This window comes from Halobacillus andaensis (assembly GCF_014636475.1).
GTDB classification, from domain to species: domain Bacteria; phylum Bacillota; class Bacilli; order Bacillales; family Halobacillaceae; genus Halobacillus_A; species Halobacillus_A andaensis.
This window is the reverse complement of the sequence record NZ_BMEL01000002.1, coordinates 649,003-668,295: the sequence shown is the minus strand read 5'-3', so window position 1 is coordinate 668,295 and position 19,293 is coordinate 649,003. Positions and strand designations below refer to the sequence as shown.

Sequence of the window (19,293 nt, the reverse complement as noted above, 5' to 3'; positions counted from 1 at the left end):
ATTTTTAAAAATGTGTAAAATATTTTGGGGCTTTCCTTCTATTCTACCTAATTGTTTATCTCATTGACAATAAATCATGGACTTAGTTGTTAATTTTTTACCAAATTCGCCGATGCTAAGGGGGAAGGGAGTGTGATCAGATGGATGTAGCGGCAGCTTCGATAGCGATGAGCCAGGCGAACGTAAAGCAGCAGACGAGTGTGGCTGTCATGGATCAAGCGAAGACGAACGCTGAGCAGCAGGGCAGTCAAATGATTGAGATGCTCTCTGAATCGGCTCCTCACCCAACGAAGGGGAGTCAAATTGATGTAAAAGGGTAAAGAAGGACTAGGTGGGTCATCCGCCTAGTCTTTTTTTGAAAGATGTGATTGTGATGAGGCAGGTGTCGAAGCTTATGGCACTGTTGGGCGCAGGATTATTTTATATCGGAATTGGCTTGTTTGTCGTCGAATGGTTTGAGCGCCCTGGTTTTGTTGTTCCGTTCCTCACGATGGGCGGACTTTCTGTACTGATCATTGCTGTGTTTCTGCAAGAATCAGGGTTCGGGGAGAAATAAAAAGCCGCTCCTTTTTGATAGGCGCGGCTTTACATAGCTGGGTTGAGGATTATTCTTCGTCGTCTTCCATTGTATCTTCGTTCGTTTGATCTTCTTCGTTCATATCCTCTTCGTCTTCTTGCATATCTTCTTGATCTTCTTCCATGTTTTCTTCGTCGTCCTGCATGTTCTCTTCTTCTCCGTTTTCTTCTCCGTTTTCTTCTTCCATGTTCTCTTCATCTTGCGCTGGCTCTTCTTCAGTAGCACAAGCTCCAAGAACGGAAACGGCTAGCATGGCGATGAGTAGTTTGAGTAGAGCGTTTTTCATTAGGTATTCCTCCTTGATAGTTAGGTTTACGATTGCTAGTGTGTCCACTTTTATAAATGGATATACATGGATCGTCTGGTATTTTGGCAAGAGGGTTATGATTGATTTGAGGATGATTTTGAGCGGATCCAGCGGAATACGGTCACTTTCCAAAGAAATCGAGGGGGAAAAAGAAAAAACCGCCCCTCGAAAGGACGGTTTTTCAAACAGTTATTTAAGAGCGAACATAATTTCTGCTTCACACGCGACTTCGCCGTCGACAGTGGCTGTGGCTTTTCCTTTGCCCATTGGCCCTTTAAGACGTACGATTTCGACTTCGAGCTTGAGGCGGTCACCAGGCTTCACTTGGCGCTTGAAGCGGCATTTGTCAATTCCGGTGAAAAAAGCAAGTTTGCCCTGGTTTTCTTCCTTTTTCAGCATCGCGACAGCTCCGGTTTGAGCGAGCGCTTCTGTGATGAGGACACCGGGCATGACCGGGTAGTCCGGGAAGTGGCCCTGGAAGAATGGTTCGTTCATGGTTACGTTTTTGTAAGCGACCGCACGTTGGCCTTCTTCAATTTCTTCGACTTGATCGATGAGAAGGAATGGATAGCGGTGCGGGATGATTTCTTTAATCTCTTGTATGTCTAGCATAGAAAAGCTCCTTTCCGTACAAACTACTCCTATTATAAAGGTATCGACTCATTTGGACAAAATTTTTCCGCAAAAAGGTTTCAAATCTTACAGCTAAGGAAATCTTATCATTACTACCGATAAAAAGGAGGTTAGCTTCATGCTGTGGACAATAGTAATTGTCATACTTATCATTTGGCTACTCGGTCTTGTACTCGATATAGCTGGCGGCCTCATTAATCTGTTGTTGATTGTGGCAGCTATTATTATCATTATGAAAGTGGTTCGAGGACGAGGAAAGCCATAACGATGCGAAAAGCCGTCACCTTCATGGGTGACGGCTTTTTTATGAGGTTTTTGTCAGCTCAGCATGCTTCTGTCCAGGGATTGGCTGCTCATTGTCATCCGTCCCTGTTCGCTGGTGCAGCTCTTTGATGTGGACGCTTGGGCTAAGCCAGAATGTATACCACGACCCCTCTTTAATGATCGGATCAAGATCAAACAGTTCAAATTGACAGCACTCTGAAATTTCTTGCAGCTGCGGCTTATTTGGCAGTGCAAAAAGGTTCGAGTGAGCGACAAAGAAGCTGTTGAATGCAGAGGAAAAGGCTTCGCCGTGCTCTGTATCACTAATTGGCGTAATAACGGATATCAATCCATCTCTAGCTACATAACTGTTTAAGTGGTCAAGCAAGCCCGTACGCGAGTCCGGATGAATGTAGTGAAAAATGTTATGCAGTAAAATGACATCGACATTGCCTTCTTCCGGCGTCCAGGAATTAATATCTCCCACTTCAAATTGGATATTTGGATAGTCTCTGGATTGCTCCCGCGCTTTAATGATTACGTTTTTATTAAGGTCGACGCCGATCATTTCAACATCCGGATGATCATCCGCCAGTTTTCTTAAATACCCGCCGTGTCCGCAGCCTAAATCGACGATGCTTTTGACATTGCGGTCGCGGATCATCTTTTTAATTTTCTTAATCGCGAAGTGTTCGAGTAAGGCAGACGTTTCAGCAACGACCTGTCCGTGCCGCTCATGATCAAAGCGTGCGCGCTTCTGTGATCTCATGTATTCTGGATAGTTTAGTAAGGTCGGCATGTGCAGCTCCATGATTTCTTTTAACAAAGCTTTTACTCCAGGGGAAGCATTGTTGCCTACGATGGAGGCACAGCGTTTTTTTGACGTGCGAAAGGTTTGGTTCGGCCGGCGCTTCATATGCTTTACGGCCACGCCAACGCGGACCCAGGAGCCGATTAAATCAGCGGGATACCCTGTCTCTTCACTGACCGATTCTACCGTTCGTGCTTTTTTAAAAGAATCGAATAATTGCAGTTCGGAGCCGACATAAGCGTGCCAGACCGGTAGAAACGATTCATTTTTCTTCATCCATTTGCGTGCCTGCATAGCGTTTACCCATTCATTCATCCATTACACCTTCCCTTTTTGTTCAAATCTCCACGGATAATCTTCCGCTTCACTAAATAGCTTCTGATGCTGCTTATCATCACTGATTTGTTTCGAACGGACGGGAAGGACACTCCCCTGTATCGCACGGTCAACTAGTGAAAAGTTCCACCGTCCAAGTCCTGAGATGTTGAGCATTTGTTTGACATGAAGCTGGTCGTCATCGTAAATTCGCTGCACCGCCCGCATACGCAATTTTCGCCACCACGGGTTTGGAAACGAATAGACGAGCGCTGACATGTGGCTTAATGTTAATAAAAATGAAACACGTGGTTTACGGACGTCTTCATAATAATGAAGGTTCTCATGATACGGCTTGCCTTCCTCTTTACACCAGGCGAGCAGCTCACCGAGGACATCGGCGTCTTGAATAGCAAGGTTCATTCCCTCACCCGCCATCGGATGCACCGTGTGTGCGGCATCACCGATTAAGGCAAGGTTGCCGGAATAGTAGCGATCGACGTGGTACGTATATGGAATCATCAGCTGAATCTGCCGCCAGTCATCCAGTGATTTGACCGTTTCTGCAAGCTCGGGCTCCAGTTCGCCGTACGCTCGATAGAGATGTTCAAGTCCCTTTTCTTTTATTTTTTTAAATTCACCGGCTTTAATTAAATAAACGGTACGTATTTCATTATTGGGCAAAGGAAACAATCCGAGGAAGCTGCCCGTCGTCGTGATGATTTTCCCTTTTGTAAATGTCTCCGGGCGCGGAATGGTAACGGTTAGAAAATGGTGATTGTAATCCTTCCGCTTCACGCTGACATTCATCGCATCCCGCGTCGGGGATGTGCGCCCTTCCGCTCCAATGTACACTTGCGCTTTAATATGAAAAATCTTTTTTTGATGACGAACTTGCGCCATTCCGCCTTCAAAACCTAGAAAACGAGCGCCAGGGAGGTAATGGAAAAACTCTTCATACTCCTTGCCTTTTTCTCGTAGAATATCTTTCGTCCTTTCATGCGGCACCATGAGGGCATGATCGTAGCGGCTCGCTACTCGGCTGTAGTTTAGTTCGGTAAGCTGCAGCGGTTCTGGTGCATCATTTGGCCTGATGTTGATTTCGTGAAACCGCAGCTGATCAATGACGTGGCCGCTGGCTTCGATTTCATCGAGCACGCCGAGACGGTCAAGAATCGCGAGCGTCTTCGGCTGGAGAAGTTCTCCTTTATAAGCGTTCGATTTTGATTTAAGCTGTTCTGCGATCGTTACGTGAACGCCGCGGCTCGCCAGTTTTGCAGCAAGAGCTAGTCCGCCCACGCCTCCTCCGGCGATAAATACTTCTGTTTTCAACGTGGCTTTCCCTCCCCCGTTGTTCATTTTTCTAATTACTGAATAGTTCCACAAAAAGAGGGTTTGGAAACCTTTTGATTGGTTGATGAGTTTACGAGCGATTCTTCACTAAACAAAAAAACACAAGCCCTTTAAAGAGCTCGTGCATTCATAAAACAGCTTGTCCCTTCATATATAAAAAGAAAGGACAACCTTTATTCAGTTTCACCTGTTACGATATCGATAATATGCTGCCAGGTCGACCAGCTAAGCGCATCCAGCGGATCTCCATCCCCAATGATGCCATAGCCGATCATAAGGCCTAGGGCGAGCGCAACAGCGCTGAGTACGAGAACAAGCAGAATGCGAAGCCAAATCGGAAGGAGACGTCGACGAGTACTTTTCGTCCGCTTTTCCTTAGGCTTTTTATCTTTCTTCTGTTGTGGTCTAAGCTGTTTCTTCTTAACGTTCTTTTCCTCTGTAGCCATGGAATGCTTCTCCTTACCCTTAAGATCTTAGTTGATTCACAAGTCCCATCATTTCATCTCCTGTTGAGATGGAGCGGGAATTAAATTCATAGGCACGTTGCGCGTTTTGCATGTCGGTCATTTGCTTCGCCAAGTCAACGTTTGATGATTCAAGTGTACCTGATGCCACTTGTGCATCTGCGCCGACTAAAATGTCATCAGCAGCAGCGGCGGCTTCCTCTGGAATACGGAAACGATTTTCCCCAGCGGCTTCAAGCATGCGCGGGCGAACCGCTTCGACAACTCCAAGCTGACCTTCCGCTTCCTGCACGCCATCACGCGTCACCATAATCGCTCCATCTTCCCGCACGCTGATGTCTTCCATATTATCTATAAATGTTAATGGTTCTTCATTTTCATCAAGCACAGGACGGCCGTTAGAGTTCGTGAGCATCACTTGTCCATTTTCCATAGGACTTAAGTAAAAATTCCCCGCTCGCGTGTACTGTGTTTCAGGACCCTCTTCCGTTTCTACTTGCAATTGAAACAGATGATTGTCTTCTCGTAAAGCAATATCTAACCCGCGTCCAGTTTCTTCCAATGATCCTTGCGTAAGATCAATATTCGTATGGGCTAGTTTCGCCCCTGAACCAACACGGATGCCGTTTGGCGTTAAACGATTTACTTCTGCTTCCTCATCCGACTGATTGTTGATTTGCTGGGAGAGCAGGGAAGCGAAGTCAGCTTGTCTGCTTTTATAACCTGGGGTGCTTGTGTTGGCCATATTGTTACCGATTAAATCAAGCTTATGGTGAAGTTGGCCCATCGTATTGGAAGCTTGCAGCATTGATAGATTCATAGTCGACTCCTCCTACTACCCTAGTTTACCTACGTCATTAACCGTTTTTTGCATGCTTTGATCATAGGCTTTTAATGCCCGCTGGTTCATTTCAAACGTGCGGTATGTATTCATCATTTCAGTCATTGTTCGAGATGGATCCACATTTGAACCTTCTACATGACGTTGCCTCACTTCAAAATTCACGCCGTCGACGTCACGTGCGTTTTCCACTGGATCCGCCTCATCACCCGAGGTGTAAAGGTCGTCACCTTCTTTGACCATATCTGCCGCATTGGAGGAGTACGTTAATCCAAGCTGGACATTTTGATCACCAATTTCAAGCGTGCCATTTTCTTGAACGATAAATTCCATTCCGTCCGTTTGAATGGGACCCCCGTCGTTATCAAGCACATAGTAGCCCTGGTTGGTCGTAAGGAACCCTTCTCCATCTACGGTAAAATTACCGTTCCGGGTTTGACGAACGTCGCCGTCTGCATTTTGTACGTTAAAGAAAAGAAAGCCTTCATCGTCCGGTAAATTGCCATTTAAGAGAGCCAGGTCTGTCGTATTCCCTGTCTCCCTTAAATCGCCCTGAGAAAAGTCAGGTACGGCCTCCTGCATATAAACACCAGTGTTTAGAGATCCGAGTTCTTTTTGCGTCGGAAGGGTCAGGCCTCCATTGCTCGTCGGAATCGTTTCCCCTCCCATTTGCTGCAACAATAACTCCGGAAAAGCTCTCATTGTTCCTTGATCCGCCTTATAACCTGGCGTGTCTGAGTTCGCTATGTTGTTTGATAGGGTTTCCTGCATGCGTTGGTTGGCTATCATTCCTGAAGCCGCCGTATTGAATCCTCTCAGCAAGACGATCGCTCCTTTTTAACCGATTTTATTACGTGTAATTTTGTCGATGTTATCAAGCATAATGCCTGTACCTTTTGCCACACAATCCATTGGATCTTCCGCTACAAAAACAGGAACCTTCAATTCTTCTGCTAATAGCTGGTCGATTCCATGCAAAAGCGCGCCTCCACCTGTCATAATGACTCCGCGGTCAATAATATCCGCAGAAAGCTCAGGCGGTGTGCGCTCAAGTACTTGCTTGGCTGCTTGTATAATCGTTTGAATCGGTTCACGAAGCGCTGCTTCAATCTCTTCCGAATTTACAGTGATGGTGCGCGGTAAACCAGAGACCATGTCGCGGCCGCGGATTTCAATCTCTTCTTTGCGAGATCCTTTAAATACCGTTGCCACTTCTACTTTAATGTTCTCGGCCGTACGCTCACCAATAAGAAGTTTGTACGTTTTCTTAATGTATTGCAAAATTTCACTATCAAATTTATCTCCGGCCATTTTAATGGATGAAGCGGTTACGATATCTCCCATCGAAAGTACGGCAACATCTGTCGTCCCGCCACCGATATCAACAACCATATTACCGCTCGGCTGGAAAATATCCATGCCCGCTCCAATTGCTGCTACTTTAGGCTCTTCCTCAAGATAGACTTTTTTCCCGCCAGATTTCTCCGCCGCTTCACGAATCGCTTTCTGCTCCACTTTTGTAATGTTCGTCGGGCAGCAAATCAGCATGCGTGGCTTCGATAGAAACCCTTTTACATTTGTTTTTTGAATAAAGTGACGCAGCATCGCTTCGGTTACGTCAAAATCAGCAATAACCCCGTCTTTTAACGGACGTAAAGCCTCGATATTCCCAGGCGTACGTCCCACCATACGTCGAGCCGCTTCGCCGACCTCAAGAACTTTGCCGCTATTACGATCCATAGCTACAACGGACGGCTCATTTAATACGATCCCTTTTCCTTTTACGTGAATAAGTACGTTGGCTGTACCTAAATCAATTCCAATATCTCGCGCAAACATCTTGAGTAGATCCTCCCTATTTATCAGAAAAACTATTCGGATTGTTAGAATGTAAAGAAATGCACATCTAATTCTATATTCTATCACAAAGTTACATCATTCGTCTTATGACTTAAGAAAAAAGTTCCATTTTGAAGGGTGAAAATTGAACCGGGAGGAAAAAACTATTTAATGAGTAGGCTCTGCAGGTGTATCTTTTCCGATCGTACGGTATTTCATACGTGTGGCTTCCCCACCACGTAAATGCCGGATCTCCTTATGATGGTCTAGGATTTTCTTCACTTCTTTCGCAAGAGGAGCGTTAATTTCCGGGAGTCGTTCTGTTAAATCCTTATGCACCGTACTTTTCGATACACCAAACTCTTTCGCAATTACACGTACCGTCTTTTTTGTCTCAACAATGTACTCACCAGTCTTGATCGTTCGCTCTTTGATGTAGTCATGCACATCTCTCGCCTCCTGATATTGACTATCCAAGGGGGTGGGGTGAGACGGGATAGGGTTTTAGCGTCTATGTTGGTAGTGAAGCTCTCGTTGTATCACCCTGGATGGTACCGATTCTTCGGTTATGTTCATTCTATTATTAGAACCGCGGAGTTATGCGCTAAATTGTGTACCAGGTACCGAGAGGGTGTTTTGGTGTACCAGGTACCAGAGTGGGGATTTTGTGTACCAGGTACTGAACTGTCACTGCTGTGTACCTGGTACCGGCACTCCGCTTTGGCGTACCTGGTACCTAAAAACAGAGGAAAACGAAAAAATGGAGGCCGAATCAGCCTCCATTTTTAGCACGTGGGTATTGCTATGGTGTTTCTATTTGCTATTTACGATTGTGTTGTTGAACGAGATGAAGAGCTATCTTCGTCTAAAGATGGGTCTTCAGTGTCATCCATTTCACCTGCATCGTTAGACTCAGTTCCTTCACCGTCACCTTCAGGAGCTTCGTCCTGTTCTGGTGCTAGTTCAAAATCTGATTCTGATGGTTCTTCTTCAGGTGTTGGCTCATCTTCAGTAGCTTCTTCAGAATCCTCGGATCCTTCAGATCCATCTTCTGCCGTAGCTTCTGCTGCTTCAATCGAACTTACAGCTTGACCAAAGAATTGTTCTGGATTTACAGGCTGGTCATCTTTTCTTACTTCAAAGTGTACGTGTACGCCACTTGCTTGTCCGAAAGAATTTTGTCCTGCTTGTCCAAGTACATCGCCTTGTTTCACTTCGTCACCAGATTGAATAGCGACTTCACCTAAACTGGAGTAAACCGTCGTTACCTCATTGTCGTGTGTTAATTCAACGACATTTCCATAAAGTGGATCTTCTTTAACTTCTGTTACGGTTCCAGATAGAGCTGCTGTAACGTCAAACGTTTCGCCATCACTTGTTGCGACATCGATTCCTTTGCTCTGGTAGTACTTATTGTTGTAAAGGACTAGTGCACTTTCTTGTTCTTCATCTGTTGCTTCGTAGTCAAAATACTTCGTGACGATTGCTGCTTCTAAGTCGCTGGCTACCGGCATTTCCAAATTCTCATCGTGCCCTGTAACTGGTACTGCTTCCTCGCCATCCTCGTTCACAAAAACATCATCTTCTGCTTGGTTGCCTTCATTCAGCTGATCAGCTACATCATTTGAACTTTGCTGATACCAAAAGACTCCAACCAACACCAACGCGGCTACCGCTAAATATAAAGCGGGATACAGCCATTTCTTGCGCATCAAGCGTTTAAACTTTAATTTAGTCACGCTTTTCTTTCCTTCCTCTCTCATGTTCATCACCTCAAGAGTCATTCTGAACGCTTTTTTGGAAATATATACATGACTACAAAAATTTTTATTGGGGACTGTGGTTGTGTACCAGGTACAGAGAGGGAGAATTTGTGTACCTGGTACCACAAAAAAGCCGCCTACATGGGCGGCTTTACTATGTTTTAGTGGATATATCGATGTACCTGGTACGCGATATTGAAGGTGGTGTACCTGGTACCTGCTTTTCTTTTCTGCGTACCTGGTACACTCTTTTCACCTGCATCAGGAAATGGATGCGGTTTGTTTTGTGACTGGTGTGATTTCTGTATTTTGGTAATAATGCTGGATGATTTCTTTATAGGTTTTGCCTGCTTCAGCCATGCCGTTGGCGCCGTACTGGCTCATGCCGACTCCATGTCCGTAGCCTCTTGTCGTAAAGATGATGTGGTCTTCTTTTTGTTCAATGGTAAAATCACTGGATTGGAGGTTTAACTTCTCACGAATTTCTCGCCCGGTGAACTTCTGTTCCCCGACTGAGAGTTCAGCTACTCGGCCGCCTGGTGTTTTTGCTAGATTTATATTCTCTAACCCATTGGCAATCTTTACATTCAGTGCTGCTTCAATTTCTGAAACGGGAACGACCTTTTGATCAAAAAATTTAGGGGAGTCTTGATCCCAGGGACTTTCTACACTTTTTAAATAAGGGATTTCATTATCCCAATAGTCTTCTGAGTTTTCCGTATAGCCGTTACTTGTTGAGAAGAAGGCGGCAGTGATGGGTTCTTCTTCATAGGTAATAATCTCTCCAGCCGTCTCCTTAACGGCTTGGTTAATCCGGCTCATATTGTTCGTGTACTGTTCTTTCCATTGTTCACGAAGCTCATCATCATTTTTGTACACTTGATGCTGTGTCGTGTCGGTGACATCGGCTTGTTCGGAATAAGGTTCCCCATCTGTTAACTGTTGAGTGATGTACGTGCGGGCGGCTAATGCCTGGGCCTTTAGTGCTTCTAATTCAAAATTAGCAGGCATTTCAGATGCGACGACGCGTGCAACGTAATCTTCAAGTGGCACCTCTTCCACTTTTTCACTAGTACTCCTCATAACATTAATTGAAAATGGGGAAAGACTCGCTGGGATGTCGACCGTTGATGTTTCGTTCGTTGTCGTTTCTTGAACAGTTGATGTGTCGTTTTTTCCGATGAATGGTGCGACGATGAGGGCTGGAATAAGAAGAATGCCCATAAACATACTTATCATAGTGATGATCCCAATGCGATGCTTTCGGTTCATATCTCGTCCTCCTGAATCAATAGTAGACCTCTCTACTAAAAATATATCCATCAAGAGGTGTTGATAGAACTAAAAAAAGCAATCCCCATCTTAGAAAGATGAGGATTGCATTCGTTATAAATAAATTATAAGGTCGATACTGATTCGCTAGGTTCAACTTCTTCTAGATAAGATTCATCTTCGTTAATACGTTCAATGTCTGCACCAAGTTGCTGCAGCTTCTCTGCAAAATCAACGTACCCTCTGTCCAAGTGCTTCAATTCTGTGACACGCGTATATCCATCCGCCACGAGGCCTGCTAAAATCAATGCGGCTCCAGCACGGAGGTCGGTTGCCTGAACTTCTGCACCTTGTAAGTCAGAAGGTCCTTCAATAATAACACTGCGGCCTTCAATCTTCATTTTCGCGTTCATGCGACGGAATTCTTCAACGTGCATGAAGCGGTTTTCAAATACCGTTTCCGTAATGACGCTTGTTCCGCTTGCGTTTAGCATTAGTGCCATCATTTGTGACTGCATATCTGTTGGGAAACCTGGATGCGGCATCGTTTTAATGTCGGTAGCTTTAAGGTTTGCAGGTCCGATTACTCGTAACCCTTCTTCCTCTTCTTGAATAGTAACGCCCATTTCTTCCATCTTCGCTACGACAGATCGTAAGTGCTCGTGCATCGCACCTTGAACTAAAACATTTCCACCAGTGATTGCTGCTGCTACCATAAAGGTACCTGCTTCAATTCTGTCAGGAATAATATGATGAGTGGCGCCGCAAAGCTTGTCGACACCTTCAATTTTAATTGTTTCTGTACCTGCGCCAACAATGCGGGCACCCATTTTATTTAAGTAGTTAGCGAGATCTACAATCTCTGGTTCTTTTGCACAATTTTCAAGAACAGTCTTGCCTTCTGCTAACGCAGCTGCCATAATAATATTTTCTGTAGCTCCGACACTTGGCACATCAAAGTAAATTTTTGCACCTTGTAAGCGACCTTCTACATTCGCTTCAATTGTGCCATTGCCTACAGTAATTTCAGCGCCCATTGCTTCAAAACCTTTAAGATGTTGATCCAGTGGACGTGAACCAATTGCACAGCCGCCTGGCAAGGCAACTTTTGCGTGTCCATACCGGGCCAAAAGTGGTCCCAATACAAGCACAGAAGCCCTCATCTTGCGTACATATTCTATAGGTGCTTCTGTTTTTAAATCAGTAGATGCATCAACTGTAACGGTTCTTCCATTCATGTCAACATCCGCATTTAAATGGCGGATGACTTCATTAATCGTGTATACATCAGCTAATGCTGGTACATCGTGTAACACACTTTTTCCTTCACTTGCGATTATACTTGCTGCGATGACAGGCAGTACGGCATTCTTTGCACCTTCAGCTCTTACAGTGCCTTTAAGCTGCCTTCCACCACGGACGATGATTTTTTCCAAGGTTCATTCTCCTCCGCGTCCATATTCATTATTATTAATATTCAGCAGTTAGTATAGGTGTGCCAAATGTAACGGTTGTCCGATTGCCCAAATTCCTTGTAGCGAATTGGACGTTCATCGAACCGTTAGGTAAATCAATGGCTTGACCCCATCTTGATGTGTAGCCGGATCTGCTGCTCCAGCTTTCTTCGGTTGATTCTTCGATCGTTGCTATATTGAATGCTCTTTTGAATTTTTGATAGAATAAAACTTCATCCATAATACCACTATATTCACTTTTAATAAATGAGTAATTAGTGACATTCTCTGAGAACATTTGATGTTTTACTCTATCTGTGAAATGTTCCATTATTTGTGGTGCTAGTGGTGTTGTACCCTCGGACGTTACCGTATAAACTACCTCAATTGAATTGTTTTCTTTTTTTGGCACGAGCACGGTAAAACTTTCGACGATAGTAGCGTTTTTCTGTCCGTCGTGATATTCATATTTAGTTGCTTCTGGATTATTTTCCTGGCTCATTTGAGGTACGTCTAAATAGTCAGCTATGCGTTGTTGAGTTCGTTCAAGTTGGGTTCTATCTAGTTCTTCTTTTAGTGTTATATTTAATTCTTTAACGTCGAGCTGTTCATCCTCAGCAAAGGCCGTCAGTTCAATTAATGGAGAAACGTTACTCCAACCCTCAGCCGTTCCCTGAGGATAAACACCTGAACCGATTGCGATCATTGCCACTAAACTTAAAATAAGTAGTTTCATATGTATCTCTCCCGTTTCTCCTTGTTTAGTTACAAGTGTGAACGGGTTCAGTCAGATTCATACGAAACAATTGATGACACGATTAGACATTGTTGGGTAGTGTAAGCTAATTTACCTGAGACCAATATTGTTTAACTAGAATAAATAACTAATACTGCTTGACCATCGAATAAGATCTAAGAAAAAATTGCTTACTGAAGTAGCGATGGCTATTGTAATGAGTATCATTAATACTCGAATCTCGAAAATGCGTCCCTTTCTAAAGAAAGCATCCAGATTCACTGCTTGTAACACCTTCCACGTTATGATGATAAAAATAATGTGGGAAGTCATACTCATTAAGGCTTCTTCAACGAAATATTGATCCACTAGTTCCACCTCGCTTACATCTACCTATAATACGCACATACTCAAGAATCACATGATATAGATCTATTGTCAACAGCTCAGCTGGGAATGATTGCGCTTTAAATATGACAATTTCGTGAATTATCATTAGACGGCAGGAAATGCCATAAAAATAATTTCCCGCGCAATATAATTTATTTCCCGGGGAATACTGACACCGCCGTCGAATGAAGGTGGTTGATGAAGTGTGGTTGTCGACGATGGTGGTGCTTTTTTTGTAGCTTTTACTGTTGGTGGAGCTTTTGGTACCAGGTACCGAAGTTCATACTCGGTGCTTCGCTCTTTTTATAGCTTTTCGGTACCTGGTACCCTTATGCTCTCTCCCTGCAATTGAGCTAAACCGCTGTTGCACTCTTATTGATCAATGGCTTTTGTTTCAGCTCTTACTATGTGCTGTGCGCTGGGTACCAGGTACCGAAGTTCTTATTCGGCGCTTCGCTCTTTTTACTGCGTTTCGGTACCTGGTACCCTTATGCTCTTTCTCTGCAATTGAGCTACTCAACTGTTGCACTCTTATTGATCAATGGCTTTTGTTTCAGCTCTTACTATAGACAGTGCTCCTGGTACCAGGTACCGAAGTTCTTATTCGGCGCTTCGCTCTTTTTACAGCGTTTCGGCACCTGGTACCATATAATAAAAAACTGCTTTCAATGAAAGCAGTTTTTTAAAAGTTATTGTTTTTTACGTCTAAACGGTTAATGGCTCGTTTCAGCGCTAGTTCTGCTCTTCGGAAGTCGATATCTGATTGTTTGTTTGCCATGCGCTGCTCAGCGCGTTCTTTCGCACGACGGGCACGATCGATATCAATATCTGAAGGCTTCTCTGCTGATTGCGCCAGGATAGTTACTTGATCTGGGCGAACTTCGAGAAATCCGCCGCTTACGGCGATGCGTTCGGAGCTGCCCTCTTGTTTGAGGCGTATCGAGCTAATGGTTAATGGAGCTACCATGGGGATGTGTCCAGGCAGGATACCAAGCTCCCCGCTTTCCGCCTTACAGCTAACCATTTCATAGGCGTCTTCTAAAACCGGGCCATCAGGAGTGACAACACTCACCGTTAGTGTCTTCATAGCTATTCCTCCTAAGGCAGATCATAAGCGCCGGTGTCAGATGCTCTTATGAAAAGAACACCTGAGTGACACTTGCAATGATATGCTTATTGCATTTCTTTTGCTTTTTCGACGACTTCTTCGATGCGGCCGACTAGGCGGAATGCATCTTCTGGGATGTCATCGTGCTTACCTTCAAGAATCTCTTTAAATCCTTTAACTGTTTCTTGTACTGGAACATAGGAACCTTTTTGTCCAGTAAACTGTTCAGCCACGTGGAAGTTTTGAGATAGGAAGAATTGTACACGACGTGCACGGGCAACGGTAAGCTTATCTTCATCAGAGAGCTCATCCATACCCAAAATAGCAATGATATCTTGTAGTTCTTTATAGCGCTGCAGCGTTTGTTGCACTTCACGAGCAACTTCGTAGTGTTCGTCACCTACGATGTCTGAGTCAAGAGCGCGTGATGTTGAAGCAAGCGGGTCCACGGCAGGATAGATCCCTTGCTCGGATAGTTTACGCTCAAGGTTTGTTGTTGCATCAAGGTGGGCGAACGTTGTCGCTGGTGCAGGGTCAGTGTAGTCATCGGCAGGTACATAGATCGCCTGGATGGATGTTACTGATCCTTTATCCGTTGATGTGATACGTTCTTGAAGCTGACCCATCTCTGTAGCAAGTGTTGGCTGGTAACCTACGGCTGATGGCATACGGCCAAGCAGGGCAGATACCTCTAAACCACCTTGCGTGAAACGGAAGATGTTATCGATGAAGAATAGAACGTCCTGTCCTTGCTCATCACGGAAGTATTCCGCCATGGTAAGACCAGTTAGGGCTACACGCATACGTGCTCCAGGTGGTTCGTTCATCTGACCGAATACCATCGCTGTTTTAGAGATTACGCCTGAGTCTTTCATTTCGTAGTAAAGGTCGTTACCTTCACGTGTACGCTCACCAACACCGGCGAATACGGAGATACCGCCGTGCTCTTGAGCGATGTTGTTAATTAACTCCTGGATAAGTACGGTTTTACCTACTCCGGCACCACCGAACAAACCGATTTTACCACCTTTTACATAAGGTGCCAGCAAGTCTACTACTTTAATTCCTGTTTCAAGAATTTCCGTTTCAGTTGCTAGGTTTTCAAAAGTTGGAGCCAGGCGGTGAATCGGGTCACGACGTACATCGCCAGGGATTGGCTCGTCGAGGTCGATTTTGTCACCAAGTACGCTGAATACTCGTCCTAGTGTTACGTCACCTACAGGTACAGAAATTGGTCCACCTGTGTCAGTAACTTCTGTTCCACGCTGCACACCTTCAGTGGATGACATGGCAACGGTACGTACAGAGTTGTCACCGAGGTGAAGGGCAACTTCCAGGGTAAGGTCAACGTTTGTTTCGTTTTCAGATTTTGCTACGTAACTTACGTGCAAAGCGTTATTAATGTCAGGGAGCTGACCGTCGTCGAAGGCTACGTCAACAACGGGACCCATGATTTGGGTTACGCGTCCTTTACTCATCGATTTCCCTCCTTACTTACTGTTCGAGTCCAAGAAACCTATTCGAGGGCAGCTGCACCGCCGACGATTTCGGTAATTTCTTGGGTAATGGCTGCTTGGCGGGCACGGTTGTAAGAGAGTGAAAGGTCACCAATAAGTTCATCGGCGTTATCCGTTGCACTCTTCATAGCCGTCATACGGGCAGCGTGCTCACTTGCTTTACCATCTAGAAGAGCTCCGTAGATCAAGCTTTCTGCGTACTGAGGAAGAAGAACTTCAAGGATCTCCTCTTCATCAGGCTCGTACTCATAAGAGCTTGTACCTGCTTTGCCTTCTGGATTTAAATTTGTCAACGGAAGTACCTTTTTCTCAGTTACTTCTTGAGTAATGGCACTTACGTAGTGGTTGTAATAAATGTATAGCTGATCAATCTCACCGTCTGTGAAAAGTTGAACCGTTTCAGAAGCGATATCTTTAATATCGGCGAAGTCTGGCTGGTCAGCGATTCCGGTGATATCTTTATCGACTGGCATATTACGTTTACGGAAAAAGTCGCGTCCGATTCGGCCCATTGTAATCAGTGTGTATTCTTCAGCTGAATTATGATGCTGACGAATTTGCTGATACACTTTTCGCAAAACACTACTGTTGTAAGCTCCAGCTAATCCACGATCCGAAGTGATGACTAAATATCCCGTCCGTTTAACGTCACGTGCTTCAAGCATTGGATGACTTGCATCACCGCCGCCTGCTGCGATACTTGCAACGACTTCTTGGATCTTTTCACTATATGGAACAAAGGATCTAGCATTTTGCTCGGCTTTGTTCAGCTTTGATGCGGATACCATTTCCATGGCTTTCGTAATCTGCTTCGTCTTTTTCGTTGACGTAATCCGACCTTTAATATCTCTAAGGGATGCCACGCTGTTTCACCACCCTTTCTAGCTATTTTACGCATCGCTTGCGGGTCGTTACTTATTCAGATACGACAAACGTTTTGCTAAATGCTTCAACAGCTTCATTCATATCTTCTTCTGCTCCCAGTTTACCTGTTTGACGAATTTCAGAAAGAAGTTCCTTACGGTTATTGTCTAACCAGCTATGGAATTCGCTTTCGAAGCGAGTCACATCTTCTACTGGAATTTCATCAAGATATCCTCTTGTCAGTGCATAGATAATCATAACTTGCTTCTCAACAGACAGCGGCTGGTGAAGTCCTTGTTTTAGTACTTCAACCGTACGCGCCCCGCGGTTAAGTTTCGCTTGTGTTGATTTATCTAAATCTGATCCGAACTGAGCAAATGCTTCTAGCTCACGATAAGACGCTAAGTCTAGTCGCAGTGTACCTGCAACCTTCTTCATCGCTTTGATCTGTGCAGAACCACCTACACGAGATACGGATAGGCCGGCGTTAATCGCTGGACGTACCCCTGAGAAGAAGAGGTCAGATTGCAAGAAAATCTGTCCATCGGTAATGGAGATAACGTTTGTTGGAATGTATGCTGAGATGTCGCCTGCTTGCGTTTCAACGAATGGAAGTGCTGTTAAGGAACCTCCACCTTTTGCATCACTTAGCTTAGCGGCACGCTCTAGCAAACGGGAGTGCAAGTAGAATACATCCCCTGGGAAGGCTTCACGGCCCGGCGGACGACGTAATAGCAAGGATAGCTCACGGTAAGCGGCTGCCTGCTTCGATAAGTCATCATATACGACAAGTACGTGTTTGCCGTTGTACATGAAATCTTCACCAAGCGTAACACCTGCATATGGTGCTAAGTAAAGAAGCGGTGCAGGTTGAGAAGCACTCGCTGTAACAACGATTGTATAATCTAGAGCACCATGGCGGCGAAGTGTTTCAACCGTACCACGTACCGTTGATTCTTTTTGACCGATGGCTACATAAATACACACCATGTCCTGGTCGTGCTGGTTCAAAATGGTATCAACCGCTACAGATGTTTTACCTGTTTGACGGTCACCGATGATTAACTCACGCTGTCCACGGCCGATTGGCACAAGGGCGTCAATCGCTTTAATCCCTGTTTGAAGCGGCTCATCTACGGATTTACGATCCATAACTCCTGGTGCAGGAGATTCAATTGGACGAGTTCGTGTCGTTTCGATTGGACCTTGACCATCAACTGGCTGTCCAAGCGGGTTAACGACGCGGCCTAGCATTTCCTCACCTGTAGGAATCTGCATGATACGGCCTGTACGACGAACTTCGTCACCTTCTTTAATATCTGTATATGGTCCAAGAATGACAAGACCAACGTTACTTTCTTCTAAGTTCTGTGCCAATCCCATGACACCGTTAGAAAATTCAACAAGCTCCCCGGCCATGACATTATCAAGACCATGAGCACGTGCGATACCGTCACCAACTTCGATAACTGTACCTACATCGTTGACTTCAATATCTGATTCGTAGTTTTCAATTTGCTGCTTAATCAGCGCACTGATTTCTTCAGCTTTGATGCTCATGCCATTTCACCCCTATCATCTATTATTCGGAGAAACTAACTGACGTTCGATACGGTTAAGCTTCCCACTGACAGAACCATCAAAAATGCGATTTCCGACTCGAAGGCGAATGCCTCCAAGAATCTTCTTATCGACAACATTTGTCAGGTTTAGAGACTGTTTGCCTACTTTAGGTGCAAACGTTTCTGAAATACGTTGTTTTTCAACTTCAGAAAGTGGATTTACAGAGTACACAGTGGCATCTGCAATTCCTTTAATATCGTTCATTTTCAGAATGAAGTGATCCGTCATATCCAAAATAATCTCTTCACGATGACGGTCGATTAACAGCATCAGGGTGTTGAGCGTTTCTTTCGAAAAACCTTGCAAAGAATCGTTCAATAGCTGCTTCTTTTGACTCGCCGCTAAACGTGGATGTTTAAGGAACTTCACAAGTCCTTTATTCTTCTGGAAAATTTCACGTAATGCACGTAATTCTGTTTCGATTTGTTCTAATTTTGATCTTTCTTGTCCGAGTTGAAAAAGAGCGTTAGCGTAGCGTTTTGCAACGATTATCTCACTCATCGCTCTTCTCCTGCCTCGTTGATGTATTGATTAATAAGAGCCTGCTGATCCTTCTCAGACAGTTCTTTTTCAATCACTTTCGATGCAATCATGACAGACATCGATGCCACTTGATCTTTAAGGACTTGTACAGCTTTATCGCGCTCTTGTTCAATTTCCTGACGAGCAGACACCTTAATGCGTTCTGCTTCTTTTTTAGCGGATTCAACAATGTCACGCTCTTGCTGTGCAGCTGTTTTACGAGCTTCTTCCATAATGCTTTGCGCGTCTTGACGCGTCTTCTTCAACTCTTCCGCGGCTTCACGCTGCTGGATCGCAGCTTCTTCACGGCTTTTTTCAGCAGTTTCTATTTCGTTGGCGATATAATCTTCACGGTCTTTCATCATGCCCATTAATGGTCCCCATGCGAATTTCTTTAAAAGCACGAGTAAAATGATGAAGAACGCCAGCTGAGCGATCATATCCCCTACAGCAAATCCTGAGGCTCCCAGGACTAAGTTCGTCGTCAAACCTTGCACAGTAGTCACTCCTTTCTACACTAAGAAAAGCGAAGAGGGGCGGTTTAGGCCTCCCTCATAAAAAGAGGCGTCTTTATCGACACCAGTAAAAATGCCAGATCACAGAAAAACCAACATACCTAGGTTTTTCCTATTATAAACTT

23 protein-coding genes are annotated in these 19,293 nt (G+C 44.7%); 3 read left to right on the top strand and 20 right to left on the bottom strand.

The features are described 5' to 3' along the window. Positions 1-140: 140 nt before the first annotated feature. The gene (locus IEV27_RS10695; protein WP_188377447.1) at positions 141-320 is read left to right on the top strand and encodes a YjfB family protein; all 180 of its coding nucleotides are present in this window, start codon (positions 141-143) and stop codon (positions 318-320) included. A 74-nt stretch (positions 321-394) separates the two neighbouring features. Continuing rightward, positions 395-556 carry a hypothetical protein gene (locus IEV27_RS10690; protein ID WP_188377446.1) on the top strand — a complete coding sequence of 54 codons (162 nt, stop codon included), beginning with the start codon at positions 395-397 and terminating at the stop codon, positions 554-556. Positions 557-605: 49 nt separating this feature from the next. Here IEV27_RS10690 and IEV27_RS10685 read toward each other — a convergent pair whose 3' ends face one another. Then, positions 606-863: a hypothetical protein gene (locus IEV27_RS10685; RefSeq protein ID WP_188377445.1), complete on the bottom strand. Its 258-nt coding sequence runs from the start codon at positions 861-863 to the stop codon at positions 606-608. A gap of 210 nt (positions 864-1,073) precedes the next feature. Beyond that, positions 1,074-1,496, bottom strand: a complete 423-nt coding sequence (fabZ, locus tag IEV27_RS10680) for a 3-hydroxyacyl-ACP dehydratase FabZ (RefSeq protein WP_188377444.1) — start codon at positions 1,494-1,496, stop codon at positions 1,074-1,076. 139 nt (positions 1,497-1,635) lie between these two features. Between fabZ and IEV27_RS10675 the strand changes: the two genes are divergently transcribed. Then, complete coding sequence (locus IEV27_RS10675; protein WP_188377443.1) at positions 1,636-1,782, top strand: lmo0937 family membrane protein; 147 nt, start codon at positions 1,636-1,638, stop codon at positions 1,780-1,782. Positions 1,783-1,821: 39 nt separating this feature from the next. Here IEV27_RS10675 and IEV27_RS10670 read toward each other — a convergent pair whose 3' ends face one another. The 18 genes from IEV27_RS10670 to atpF all read right to left on the bottom strand — a co-directional run bounded on the left by IEV27_RS10670 (position 1,822) and on the right by atpF (position 19,150). Next, positions 1,822-2,907 carry a class I SAM-dependent methyltransferase gene (locus IEV27_RS10670; RefSeq protein WP_188377442.1) on the bottom strand — a complete coding sequence of 362 codons (1,086 nt, stop codon included), beginning with the start codon at positions 2,905-2,907 and terminating at the stop codon, positions 1,822-1,824. 3 nt (positions 2,908-2,910) lie between these two features. After that, on the bottom strand, positions 2,911-4,239 hold the full coding sequence (locus IEV27_RS10665) for an FAD-dependent oxidoreductase (RefSeq protein WP_188377441.1): 1,329 nt from the start codon (positions 4,237-4,239) through the stop codon (positions 2,911-2,913). Positions 4,240-4,433: 194 nt separating this feature from the next. Next, positions 4,434-4,706, bottom strand: coding sequence for a DNA-directed RNA polymerase subunit beta (locus IEV27_RS10660; RefSeq protein ID WP_188377440.1), 273 nt, complete (start codon positions 4,704-4,706; stop codon positions 4,434-4,436). 19 nt (positions 4,707-4,725) lie between these two features. After that, positions 4,726-5,544: a flagellar hook-basal body protein gene (locus IEV27_RS10655; protein ID WP_188377439.1), complete on the bottom strand. Its 819-nt coding sequence runs from the start codon at positions 5,542-5,544 to the stop codon at positions 4,726-4,728. A gap of 15 nt (positions 5,545-5,559) precedes the next feature. Beyond that, a complete protein-coding gene (locus IEV27_RS10650; protein WP_188377438.1) occupies positions 5,560-6,387 on the bottom strand; it encodes a flagellar hook-basal body protein in 828 nt (275 codons plus the stop codon). 15 nt (positions 6,388-6,402) lie between these two features. Next, a complete protein-coding gene (locus IEV27_RS10645; protein ID WP_188377437.1) occupies positions 6,403-7,404 on the bottom strand; it encodes a rod shape-determining protein in 1,002 nt (333 codons plus the stop codon). Between the two features lie 168 nt (positions 7,405-7,572). Then, on the bottom strand, positions 7,573-7,851 hold the full coding sequence (gene spoIIID / locus IEV27_RS10640; RefSeq protein ID WP_188377436.1) for a sporulation transcriptional regulator SpoIIID: 279 nt from the start codon (positions 7,849-7,851) through the stop codon (positions 7,573-7,575). Positions 7,852-8,228: 377 nt separating this feature from the next. Then, positions 8,229-9,167 (bottom strand): stage II sporulation protein SpoIIQ, encoded by a 939-nt coding sequence (gene spoIIQ, locus IEV27_RS10635; protein WP_188377435.1) that lies wholly within the window; start codon positions 9,165-9,167, stop codon positions 8,229-8,231. A gap of 261 nt (positions 9,168-9,428) precedes the next feature. Next, positions 9,429-10,439: a stage II sporulation protein D gene (spoIID, locus tag IEV27_RS10630; protein ID WP_188377434.1), complete on the bottom strand. Its 1,011-nt coding sequence runs from the start codon at positions 10,437-10,439 to the stop codon at positions 9,429-9,431. A gap of 125 nt (positions 10,440-10,564) precedes the next feature. Then, positions 10,565-11,875 (bottom strand): UDP-N-acetylglucosamine 1-carboxyvinyltransferase, encoded by a 1,311-nt coding sequence (gene murA / locus IEV27_RS10625; protein ID WP_188377433.1) that lies wholly within the window; start codon positions 11,873-11,875, stop codon positions 10,565-10,567. Positions 11,876-11,909: 34 nt separating this feature from the next. Further along, on the bottom strand, positions 11,910-12,629 hold the full coding sequence (locus tag IEV27_RS10620; protein ID WP_188377432.1) for a YwmB family TATA-box binding protein: 720 nt from the start codon (positions 12,627-12,629) through the stop codon (positions 11,910-11,912). A gap of 135 nt (positions 12,630-12,764) precedes the next feature. Next, on the bottom strand, positions 12,765-12,998 hold the full coding sequence (locus IEV27_RS10615) for a DUF1146 family protein (RefSeq protein WP_229735136.1): 234 nt from the start codon (positions 12,996-12,998) through the stop codon (positions 12,765-12,767). 703 nt (positions 12,999-13,701) lie between these two features. Continuing rightward, a complete protein-coding gene (locus IEV27_RS10610; protein WP_188377431.1) occupies positions 13,702-14,106 on the bottom strand; it encodes a F0F1 ATP synthase subunit epsilon in 405 nt (134 codons plus the stop codon). 86 nt (positions 14,107-14,192) lie between these two features. Continuing rightward, on the bottom strand, positions 14,193-15,605 hold the full coding sequence (atpD, locus tag IEV27_RS10605) for a F0F1 ATP synthase subunit beta (RefSeq protein ID WP_188377430.1): 1,413 nt from the start codon (positions 15,603-15,605) through the stop codon (positions 14,193-14,195). 38 nt (positions 15,606-15,643) lie between these two features. Continuing rightward, positions 15,644-16,507 (bottom strand): ATP synthase F1 subunit gamma, encoded by an 864-nt coding sequence (atpG, locus tag IEV27_RS10600; RefSeq protein ID WP_188377429.1) that lies wholly within the window; start codon positions 16,505-16,507, stop codon positions 15,644-15,646. Positions 16,508-16,559: 52 nt separating this feature from the next. After that, positions 16,560-18,068: a F0F1 ATP synthase subunit alpha gene (gene atpA / locus IEV27_RS10595; protein ID WP_188377428.1), complete on the bottom strand. Its 1,509-nt coding sequence runs from the start codon at positions 18,066-18,068 to the stop codon at positions 16,560-16,562. A 15-nt stretch (positions 18,069-18,083) separates the two neighbouring features. Continuing rightward, positions 18,084-18,632: a F0F1 ATP synthase subunit delta gene (locus IEV27_RS10590; protein WP_188377427.1), complete on the bottom strand. Its 549-nt coding sequence runs from the start codon at positions 18,630-18,632 to the stop codon at positions 18,084-18,086. Beyond that, a complete protein-coding gene (gene atpF, locus IEV27_RS10585; RefSeq protein ID WP_188377426.1) occupies positions 18,629-19,150 on the bottom strand; it encodes a F0F1 ATP synthase subunit B in 522 nt (173 codons plus the stop codon). The genes IEV27_RS10590 and atpF overlap by 4 nt, the downstream gene beginning before the upstream one ends. Between the last annotated feature and the right edge of the window lie 143 nt (positions 19,151-19,293).